Source organism: Paenibacillus artemisiicola, from assembly GCF_017652985.1.
GTDB lineage: Bacteria > Bacillota > Bacilli > Paenibacillales > Paenibacillaceae > Paenibacillus_Z > Paenibacillus_Z artemisiicola.
Window position 1 is genome coordinate 1 of sequence record NZ_JAGGDJ010000103.1, and the last position, 3,513, is coordinate 3,513.

General features: G+C 44.3%; 3 protein-coding genes and 1 pseudogene. 3 read left to right on the top strand and 1 reads right to left on the bottom strand.

Going from position 1 to position 3,513, the window contains the following annotated elements:
- Positions 1-154 precede the first annotated feature (154 nt).
- Positions 155-847, top strand: a complete 693-nt coding sequence (locus I8J29_RS33235; RefSeq protein WP_208851540.1) for a hypothetical protein — start codon at positions 155-157, stop codon at positions 845-847.
- A gap of 218 nt (positions 848-1,065) precedes the next feature.
- Here the strand turns inward: I8J29_RS33235 and I8J29_RS33240 are convergent.
- Positions 1,066-2,258, bottom strand: a pseudogene (locus I8J29_RS33240) (IS110 family RNA-guided transposase).
- A gap of 313 nt (positions 2,259-2,571) precedes the next feature.
- Between I8J29_RS33240 and I8J29_RS33245 the strand changes: the two are divergent.
- Together I8J29_RS33245 and I8J29_RS33250 are read left to right on the top strand one after the other, a co-directional pair.
- Complete coding sequence (locus I8J29_RS33245) at positions 2,572-3,060, top strand: barstar family protein (RefSeq protein ID WP_208851541.1); 489 nt, start codon at positions 2,572-2,574, stop codon at positions 3,058-3,060.
- A gap of 83 nt (positions 3,061-3,143) precedes the next feature.
- Positions 3,144-3,513: hypothetical protein (locus I8J29_RS33250; RefSeq protein WP_208851542.1), on the top strand; the 370-nt coding region annotated here is incomplete at its 3' end.

The window sequence follows — 3,513 nt, forward strand, 5'->3', positions numbered from 1 at the left end:
TTCAATGGCAGCCAAAAGTATGGCTGCCTTTCTCAACTAAGCGCTTGCCCCGAAGATCGATACCATATGGGTTTTTGGGGTGATTCGCGCTGCAAGGTTCCCCTATTGTATCCAACACGTCCAAGGTAGTACTGGATATCGAGGAGGGATTTGCGTGAAGAGAGTCGGTGTCGTGCTGCTTATGGCTGCCGTAGCACTTACGGGCTGCTGGGAGCAGAAAACGAAGACCTTTCAAGGCGCGGTCGAGCGCGTGGAGAACGGTCGAATATCCGTCAATTGCTCAGATGAAATGAACCGGGGTAAGCGTGGTGCGATCGAGGATATCGGGTACGTATGCGGAATCGAAACTACGCCACAGACCGTTTATCGAGATGAAGACGGCAGCATACTGAGGGCAAACGACTTCAAAACGGGTGAAATAATCAAGGTCATTCTGACTAAAGCTGCTGATTTCCATGCCTCCAAGCCGGGCAAACGGTATGCCGATACCTTGATTCTTCTGCATCAAGACGCCGTAACACGCGAAGATATTCTTCGCGCCTTGAGGGAGAATGGCCTGAATCTGACGGCGTATGACGACCCGGATGAGATCTCGCTGATAGATGCCGAAGCTCAGACGTTTATTCTGGAAGACGGCGGCGAGCTTGTGCTCTATGGGTTTCCTTCCATGCAGGCGCAGGAGAAAGGATGGGGGAGGCTTATGCATGAGTGGGAGTCAAGGGGACATAGAGGAGGAACGAACTTCAATCTTCAACGTTTCTTGTTGATCCTCTATGCCGGCCAAACGGCGGCCGACTCGACGTTTGGAACAATTCAGCAGGTCATGCATGATCTGGCGAAATATTGAGCCAAGCGACTGCTACGGGACACAATAGTTCAACCATGACACGACGGTAGCCGACATCAGAACGATCGGCTGCCGTCACTGCGCTATTCTAGCTAATAGCTTGTCAATATTTAAAACTTAATGGATAAAGTCCATGATGCTATACTATTGAAGGAGCACGCCAAATAACCATCCTTTGGAGGATGGGAAGGTTTTCCTCAGAAGGTTAGCGTTTCTTGTTAGCTCAGGCGAAATGCTTCTTTATTGGTTAGAATTGCGAAAATCCAGTGGATTAATTTATTCACGCAAGCAATAACAGCCACTTTAAACGGTTTACCTTCGGCACGCTTCTTATCGTAAAAGGTGCGGAGTTTCTGGTTACGCGAGCTGCGCAGACCGCAGCGTACGGCCAGATATAAGGTTGTTCGCAACCTTCTTGAACCGCGTTTGGTTATCGTGTTTCGAGTTGCTGTAAACTTACCGGAAGAGAAAACACTTGGATCAACGCCGGCAAATGCAACGAGCTTTTTTGCGTGTTCAAATCGATCGATTTCTCCGACCTCAGCCAGGATTGTTGCAGCAATTCTGGTGCCAATGCCGGGTATCGATTGGATCAAATCATACTCAACTAATTCTGCAGCCAGAGCATCTATCGACTGTTCGAGTTTGGCTAGATGCTCTTGGTACTGTAGAAGCAGATTAATGAGCAGTTCCAAAGTGATGAGATGGCTTGAAAAAGCTGTTTCTCTGAAAGGGTTTCGCTCCGCAGCAGCTATTAGTTTGAGCGAACGTTCACGCGCCCAAGCGGAATTTGTCCGTCCAGTAAGAGATTGTATCCTCGCTGTGATGTCATCCAGAGACTTGGTCAGCACTGAGGAAGAGGTAGGGTGAAGAACCAGAAAACGAAGGGATACCTTCGAATACAGGTCTCCAAAAACACCGCGATATTCCGGAAAGACCTGATCAAGAACCGACTGGAACTGCCTTGCACATACATATCTGTTAAAGCATCATGCTGCCTTGTCAGATATCGCAAATTCATCAAGAATTGCCCCCGTTTTTTGTACGGCTCCAACTCTTCTTTGTAAAACAATTCCCCAAGTTAGTATGCGTCAGCACTATCCGTTTTCACCTTGCGTAAATTCGTTTTTCTTGCTTGATGTGAAATCAGAGGATTAATGACGATATACAAGTATTGATGCTCATCTAGAAATTGAATAATAGGGCTATGATAGTGCCCAGTTGCTTCTAACACGACTGCCGGACGTAGTCCAGTAAAGAATTCTAGATCCTGCACATAGTTTAGAAAAGACGCCAATCCCTCGAGGTTATGCTCAAATCGAAAGATTTTTCCGTGCGAGACGCCTCGATTCGTGAATGCTTGGGCATGACTTTCTCCCTTAGAAACATCCAGTCCAATGACAGGATTCATTTAACCACTCCTTTTAAATATTGGCCGGTAGCCCCTAACCTTTTTGTCGTCCACATCATCGCATGTGATTCGGGGTCTTGCCCCAACTAGCCTAATCATGGTTTAACAAGTAGGGGGGATGAACGGAATAGCTCTCGGGATCCGAGTCCCACGGGCAGGAACGTTCGATCCCCGGCTACGGCAATCTTACGACCACACAAAAAAGAGTTCGACCAGTAAGTTCTGGTGACCTCATAATACGAACGGGCAGGATAGCTTAATGAAGTATCGTGGTATTAGAATGGTGATAACATGGATATAGGGAGTTAACTTTATGAACAACTATGGTGAACTTTGGCGTGACCTTATTGTAGATGGTAGTGTCAAATTATTTTGGAACAAGGACATTTTCGTCAAATATCATCAGCAAATTGCACTTGAGGGATTTGAAATATATAGTTTTGATTGCTCGTCTTGGGATAACACAAATTTTCATAATGAGTTATCAAGTACGCTTCGGTTCCCTGATTACTATGGTCAAAACTTAGATGCTTTTAACGACTGTTTATCGGAGATGGAGCCAAGAGAGAAAGGTTTTGTTTTGGCATTTGAAAACTATGATGCTTTTGCTGAAAAACAGCCTGAAATCGCATATCATATATTAGATATCATTCAAACAAGTGCTTGGAGATTTTTGATACAAAACAAAATTCTCATGGCGTTTGTCCAATCAAACGATGCTAAGTTAAATTTCCCACCATTAGGTGGAATGACGGCTGATTGGAACAATGAAGAATGGCTCGATAAAAATCGTGGCTTATAATTCTTTAAACTAACGGGAAACGTTAGTTCAATAGCAAACTGCAGGTACTTGATTCAAATCTCTGGGTCATTAGGAGGTTGATGATGAAGAGGCTACAGATTGACTTTAATGAGCCTGATCCATTTCGCTACAGAATTACTGAAGATGAAATCCTTTTTTTTAATATCAAATTAGGCGAAGTAATTACGTTTTATACGGAGAATTTAGAAGTGAGAGCACTCGTAGAGTTAGATGCTGAAGAAAAGCAGTGGTTCGGAAAACATATTGAAGAAATCCGAACCGTATCAAGTGATATTGAAGAGGCCCGAGAAGATGGCTTTAATAATGGGCATTATTTTGGTATTTGGACAACGAAGGATAACATTGTTAGAAAGATGATCCAACTCAATCAATCAGAAGATTTAATTCATCTTGTTACTGGAGTAAGTTTAGAGAGAATTCGGTCTCTACGCT